The 6,107-nt window shown below is 57.9% G+C and carries 3 protein-coding genes and 1 pseudogene; 1 reads left to right on the forward strand and 3 read right to left on the reverse strand.

Annotated features, from left to right (window positions below; genetic code table 11):
* Nucleotides 1-136: 136 nt before the first annotated feature.
* Complete coding sequence (locus AAE027_RS36660) at nt 137-1,450, reverse strand: serine hydrolase domain-containing protein (protein WP_370990781.1); 1,314 nt, start codon at nt 1,448-1,450, stop codon at nt 137-139.
* Nucleotides 1,451-1,596: 146 nt separating this feature from the next.
* On the opposite strand from AAE027_RS36660, the pseudogene AAE027_RS36665 reads away from it, so the two are divergent.
* Nucleotides 1,597-3,022: pseudogene (locus tag AAE027_RS36665) on the forward strand (IS1182 family transposase).
* 610 nt (nt 3,023-3,632) lie between these two features.
* On the opposite strand, the gene AAE027_RS36670 reads toward AAE027_RS36665, so the two are convergent.
* Together AAE027_RS36670 and AAE027_RS36675 are read right to left on the reverse strand one after the other, a co-directional pair.
* Entirely contained in the window at nt 3,633-4,394 is a 762-nt protein-coding gene (locus AAE027_RS36670; RefSeq protein WP_370991162.1) for a class I SAM-dependent methyltransferase, read from the reverse strand.
* 502 nt (nt 4,395-4,896) lie between these two features.
* A partial coding sequence (locus AAE027_RS36675) for an SDR family NAD(P)-dependent oxidoreductase (RefSeq protein WP_370991161.1) occupies nt 4,897-6,107 on the reverse strand: 1,211 nt, incomplete at its 5' end.

Genomic DNA, 6,107 nt, shown 5'->3' on the forward strand with positions numbered 1-6,107 from the left:
GCGCAGGTGCTCCGGACGGCATGCACTGACAAAATCGGATGTCTGCTTTTGCAGACAATGCGGACACGCGGTCCCGCCCGCGGAAGGTCATCTTGTGACCCGAAGCGGTCGATGTCGAGCTTGTCCCGAGCTAGTATCAGCCTAGCTGATCGACCAGTGCCGACCATAGAGCCCATGGTTCGCCTCGATGTACCGGGTCCTCAATTGCAGTGTGCACCATGACGACCTTAGAGGTCGGATCAACGCAAATATACTGGCCCTTGAATCCTAACAACGCGAACTGCCGCCTCTCACCGGGAAACAGCCACAAGAGATAACCGTAGCCAAATCTCTTCGTCGCCACGACCGGTCGCAGATAGTCATCCAAAGCTCGAACGGTAGTCGCATCGATCATCCATTGCGTCGGAACGATCTGCTTGCCATCCCATGCGCCATCATGCGCCAGCAAACGTCCTAGCCGGGCGTAATCGCGCAGAACGGCATTGAAGCCAAAGTGCCCCAGTTCGAATCCTTCTGCGTCTACCAGCCAATTGGCATCCGCTTCCGCGCCGATCGGTTCCCATACTTTCTCGCGCAGATAGTCAGACGCTGACTTGTTGACCGCACCGTGAAGCACCATGCCGAGCACGTCGGCTTCTATGCTCGCGTAGTAAAATCTCGTTCCCGCTGGGGCGACACGCTGATTGAATTGCACAATGCTCTTAACCGTGCCCAACTTGGAGTCCGGGAACGCGATCCCCATGCCGTTCCACAGGCGATTGAGGTCACGTCCTCCGTCTCTTGTTTCACCGAAATCGACCCCTGAGGACATGTGCAGCAGATCGCGAATTGGCGTCCTGCCGTACTCGCTGCCAATAAAACCCGGTACATAACTTTCGGGGATATCATCGACCGACTTAATCGCCCCCTCCGAGATGGCGATCCCGATCAACAGTCCGGTTATCGTCTTGACCATCGATTGGGATACGAACCGATCTTGATCAGTTCGCGCGTACTGATAGCCTTCGAAGATAATCTGGTCGTCCTTGGCGATCAGCAGGCCAGTGGCCGGATTGCGCGACATGTAGTCGAGGGGCGAAAACTTGCTTCCCTGAAAATTGTAGTAAACGTCTGCCCGCGAGCACTTGAACTTCCAGGGTGTCACAGCTCGCCTGATGAGCCGCGTTGGATAGATGTGATCGATATGGGTGAATGCGCCGACACGATATTTTGGCTCCCAAGGGTCGCCTTGCCTCCGCGCCTCCGCAATGTCGGGAAGAGGATAACCATCTTTGGCGCCGTAAAGCTCGGCGTTTGGACCTGTTGTGGAGAAAATCGGACCGGCGCAGTCTTGCGTCGCGCCGGGGGAAACTGGTTCTGCGGTTGCGGGAACGGGACCAGCAAACGCACAAGCGACTGTAGCAGCCAGCGATGACACAGCCTTGCGACGGGAATATTGCGGCGCCGACACGACGTCCCCCAAAGATTCCCGTAAGTAGAGATCAAATTGGGTGGAAACTTCAAGGGGTATGTCTCCTATTGGCCCAAGCTGTGTGAAAACGCTCTGTTTGTAGTGATTCGCGCGATAAGATTCCCGGCGATCTGGCGGGGCATCTGATGAAGCGCTTTGTTGAAGGGTTGGATCGGGGGCAGAGCACACTGTTTCCGTCGTCGCTCGATGACTATGTGAGCAAGGATAATCCGGTCCGAGCGGTCGACGTGTTCGTCGACGGTCTCGATCTCGGCAAGCTGGGGTTCGTCGGTGTCCAGCCACTCGACACTGGCCGACCGAGTTACCATCCCAGCACTATGCTCAAGCTGTACATCTACGGCTATCTCAATCAGATTCCGTCGAGCTGACGGCTGGAGCGGGAATGCCAGCGCAATATCGAGATGATCTGGTTGACCGGGCAGCTGGCGCCGGACTTCAAGACCATTGCGGACTTCCGCAAGGACAATGGCAAGGCCATTCGTGAGGTCTGTCGCGAGTTCGTCGCGCTGTGCCGCAAGCTTGATCTGTTCAGTGCAGCAAGCGTCGCCATTGATGGATCAAAGTTCAAGGCTGTCAATGCGCGGGACAAGAACTTCACCGAGGCCAAGATGAAGAAACGTCTTGAGCGGATCGATGAGAGCATCGCCCGCTATTTCTCTCAGCTTGAGACCGCCGATCGACATGGCGACGCGGTGCCGGAGGCGAAGGTTGAGCGGCTAAAGGGCAAGATCGAGAAGCTCAAGGAGGAGACCATCCGGCTCAACACGATCAATGCGGAGATGATAAAGAGTGAGGACAAGCAGATCTCGCTCTCCGATCCTGACGCGCGCTCGATGGCGACAAGTGGCAAGGACACCGGGATCGTTGGCTACAACGTGCAGATTGCAGTTGATACGCAGCATCATCTCATCGTGGCTCACGAGGTGACCAACGTGGGCAGCGATCGACACCAACTCGCCAACATGGCCTGGCAGGCTCGCGACGAGATGGCTGTCGAGACTCTCGAAGTCGTGGCAGATCGCGGCTATTACGATGGCGAGGAGATCAGGGCCTGCGAGGAAGCCGACATCACGGTGACGTTGCCGAAGCCGATGACTTCGGGCGCCAAGGCTGCTGGCCGCTTCGGCAAACAGGACTTCGTCTATGTCGCCGCCAATGATGTTTATCGCTGTCCCGCCGGCGAGCGGCTAACTTATCACTATACGAACGTAGAGGACGAAAAGACACTGGACAAGCACCTGCAAGACCTGCGCGCTAAGAGCTCAGTGCACGACAGGTCCCGAGCGCCGCATCTCACGCTGGGAGCATGAGGCCGTTCTGGAAAAAGTTCAGGATCGGCTCGACCACAACCCCAATGCAATGGGTGTCCGCCGTCAGACAGCGGAGCATCCGTTCGGCACGATGAAGTGTTGGATGGGAGCAACGCACTTTCTCACGAAAAAGCTGCCAAAGGTGGCCACCGAGATGGCGCTCAACGTGCTCGCCTACAACATGAAGCGCGTGATGATGCTCGTGGGCGTAGGCGGATTGCTGGAGGCGATGCAGGCGTGAGGCCGGCCTCTGCACGACCAAATCAGCGCCTGCACGAAGCTCCTGGTTGCACCGAGATGACAGGAGGTCGATTCCACCGAATTAGAAGCTCGGCGGCCGCAATGCGCCGGTGCGCCCCAAGTTGCCGGATTTTCACACGGCCTGGACCCGGAGCGGACGTTTGTCTTGTCCGTGCATCCGGTCACAATCGGACAAGCCCAGGGCCGACGGACGGACAGCGCGATATCCGGGAGCCGACAATGCGCGCGCCTTGAAGCTTGGCCGATGCCCGGCGCGCCGAGCTGCGTCAGCAATCGCGGCCCTCGTTGATACCGCAAGTCCGATGTTTCCGACTCCGGTTCGCGGCCGGTCTATGTCGCGCGCGCCGCTTACAATGAACTGTTGCTGGGCTCTCCGACGCAGGCGCTGCGCGAGGGCTATCGCGCCATCATCGATGACCTGGAGCTCGAGGTGGCGCCGCCCGGCGCTATGGCCGACCGGGTCGATTTCTACCATCAGAACATCCAGTACGAGCCGGCAGGAACCAACCGGGACGGATTACGGAACATGGCAAAGGCGCTGCCAGCAGGAAGCCAAGCAGGCGCTGACTGGAGCTTTGCGAAAAGGATAGCTAGACCGGAGAGATTGACCAAGCTGCCACGTCATGCGCTGCGGCCCATCCGATTTCGGAGTAGGACACCAGGCGGACATTCGGCAGACGCTTTCCCATACCGATGACGCTATTGATGGAAGATAAAGATAGTCCCCATTCCGGATCATCGGCGATGCCATAGGAACCAAAACCGATTCCACCGGCCTCGTATTGATCAATCAGGGACTTCCATTTTCGCCTTTGATTAGGGTCTGTTTCCTGTAACGCTCTGCGATATTGAGATTCTCCGCGGAAGGTCGCTATCAACGTGCCGCGCGGCCGGAGTGCCCCAATCAGGGCATTGAACAGTTTGTTCATGCGGCCATAGTCGAGATGCGTGAACACTGATCCGACCCAAATCAAGTCCCGATCCTTCGGAAGATCGAGTTGATCGAAGTCGTGATGGGATTGAACGTAATTGCCGGCGAAAGTATCGGCGCAGAAGCGTGAACCGGTTTCGTCTATATCTGCAAAATACAGTTCCGCCTTTGGAAGGAAGGCGCGCAAATGACGGGCTACTCGGCCATGACCGCACCCAAAATCTAGCACTTTTTCGAGGTGGTAGGCGGGGCCGGTCAGAAGCGCGGAGCAAATGATCTGGACCGCGCTAACGCCAACGCCCATGTAATCAGTCCAGCCTTGAACCGCGGCGTTGAACATATGATCGTTTGGATGAAGGTCTCGGATGATTTCGCGAGAACGATAGTCGGTCCAAAGAGTTGATACTACATCTGCGTGCATAGAGGCACCTTTCTATCATAGATTAACACAGTGCGCGGCTGATGGGCAAGGTGGAGGCCGACCATCAGCGCCGGCTCGAGCCGGCGCAAAACGAGAATCTCGACCGGAACCAAGTTGCGCTTCATCGCCAATGCCGATCTTCGCGGCCTGCATCGCGGCGCGCCCGCTAGTAGGCTCCGCCTGTTGCGCACGATCTACGCTGCCTCAGTAGAAAGCCATGAGAGCAGCCAACTCGGGCGCCTCTTTCGCTGCGCGCATGTCTGCTCTGGCCCGGGACTGACCTTGGCTCAGAGCGCCGCGACGGCCGCTTTCGGGAGGTGAGCCGACCAAGCTCTTGTAAGCTGCCGAGGGCTGCCTCTGACCCTTAGCTGACCTTCAGCAGGTCTGCTTTTCGGCGGCCAGTGTAGCTCCGCCGCGGCGCGGCCGCTGATGACTTGCGCACTGGTTCATAGAGTAACGCTGTCTGCCACAGTCGAACGTCGCCATGGCGTAACCTCGTTCCTCAAGACTTCGCTGTTGCGGGTATCTGACCGGGCTCGAACGGACCCGGCTCGAAAAAGCCCTCGATCGATTCGACCTTTGCGTAGTTCTCGGCGATGCTCTCGGGTGTCAGATGTGGATCGTAGAAGCCAGGTCCCATGACGATAGCGATACGTTGGATTACTCCAGCTTCCACGTTGTAAATCCTGTTCGTCTCCGAACAACTATCGCTTGCAAGCCAGACCATCGCTGGCGCAACAGCCGCAACCGGCATTGTGGCTTCGCTCTGCTTCAGCCAAGCGGGATCCGCAACCGCCGCCGGGTGCATCCTCGTGTACCCGGCTGGCGAAATGGTGTTCACGAGAATCCCATGCTCAGCACCTTCAATTGCAAGAATGCGCATCAATCCAACTACGGCGCACTTGGCCGCAGCGTAGGTGGCTTGGCCACGTAATCCAAACAGGCCGCTGACTGACGTCGTGAAGATGATCTTCCCGTAGCGCTGTGCGACCATATACGGCCAGGCAGCCTTCACCGTATTAACCGGCCCGCCGAGGTGCACCCGCCAATAGTGATCGAAATCGTCAAGGGTGGCGTCCTCGAATAGCTGGCTTCCGCAGATACCTGCGTTGTTCACGAGGAGGTCTATTCTCCCGAAATGCTCGATGGTCGTCGCGATCAGGTCACTGCCACCTTCAGGGGTGGAAACATCGCTGTCATTCGCGATTGCCTCGCCTCCACGGGATCGAATGCAATCGGCCACTTGTTCCGCGATCGTGGAATCCTTCCCGAACCCCGATACATCGGTCCCCAGGTCGTTTACAACGACCCGGGCGCCGCGTTCGGCGAGAAGTTCGACGTAGGCCCGCCCAAGCCCGTGACCTGCGCCAGTCACAACCGCGACCTTTCCCTCCAACGAAATTCGTTCTGTCATCTCGCAATCCTCCTTCCGGCAAGATTGAATGCGTCTGCGCGCAACCGTGACACCAACTGTCGGGGCGCTATCTCCGTTTGGCAAAGCCAGATTGACGTCCCCCGCAATCGACAACGCGTCCGCTTTCGGGAAGTTCGCTGATGTCCGCTTATGGCTCTTCTCGACCGCCCACGAAACTTGCTCGATGTCGGCTGTCAGAGGTGATCCCGACGTGATCGGCACGGGCCCAAATCTCCGCTCGTGACCGATTCCGTTGAAAAAGGCCGGCAGTATTTCGTTGTAATAGCTCCGTCGCGACG

This window comes from Bradyrhizobium sp. DN3 (assembly GCF_041357655.1).
Lineage (GTDB): Bacteria > Pseudomonadota > Alphaproteobacteria > Rhizobiales > Xanthobacteraceae > Bradyrhizobium.